The sequence below is a fragment of the Bartonella sp. TT67HLJMS genome (assembly GCF_042193375.1).
In the GTDB taxonomy this organism is placed as follows: Bacteria; Pseudomonadota; Alphaproteobacteria; order Rhizobiales; family Rhizobiaceae; genus Bartonella; species Bartonella grahamii.
This window is the reverse complement of the sequence record NZ_JBHILP010000047.1, coordinates 1-672: the sequence shown is the minus strand read 5'-3', so window position 1 is coordinate 672 and position 672 is coordinate 1. Positions and strand designations below refer to the sequence as shown.

General features: G+C 35.9%; 2 pseudogenes. One reads left to right on the top strand and one right to left on the bottom strand.

Going from position 1 to position 672, the window contains the following annotated elements:
• Window positions 1–288, top strand: a pseudogene (locus ACFIJQ_RS08890) (MFS transporter); the annotation flags it as partial.
• Window positions 289–330: 42 nt separating this feature from the next.
• On the opposite strand, the pseudogene ACFIJQ_RS08885 reads toward ACFIJQ_RS08890, so the two are convergent.
• Window positions 331–672 (bottom strand): annotated as a pseudogene (locus ACFIJQ_RS08885) (MFS transporter); the annotation flags it as partial.

Below are 672 nucleotides of genomic sequence, written 5' to 3'. Positions count from 1 at the left end.
CATTTGCTCACACGGATCTTACAATGTACAAATGATGAAGATGCTCTACGTGCCAGTGAATCCCTTACCTCCGTACAACTATTTTCAGCTGCATTGAGTGCAACTCTAGCCGGAGTGATCACCAATCTTGCCGGTCTCTTTAATCCTGGAGGAACAATAGGAATGATCTTAGCAGCAAAAACTCTTCTCATAGTACTCATTGGTTTTTTATTTTGTTTTGCTATTCCATTAGCGCTGCGCATTTCTTACTGCATATTAAAAAACCCAACAGGACATTCCAATAATTAAATAAACATAAAAATACCTTCTTCATTAAAAAAATGAAAAGTATTAAGCATGCTTTTCCATATACCATGAGACGCAAAAAATCACTAATCCACACAAAGTTAGAACACTTCCTAAAATAGCTGTATATTCATAACTATAGCCCAATTTTAAAACTAATGCTCCAGATTCTGCACCAAGAGCATTAGCAATATTAAAAGCAGACTGCATTAATGCTCCTGCCAAAATCTGTCCCTGTAGTGCAACATCCATAATTTTTGTTTGTATAGAAGGCATAGCAGCAAAAGAAGTCCCAACAAAAAAGCATCCTATTGCCGCTGTTAACGGAGCATAGGACAAAAAGAAAAAAAGAAAAAAAACAAATACGCTCCAAAGCATAGAAAAAAA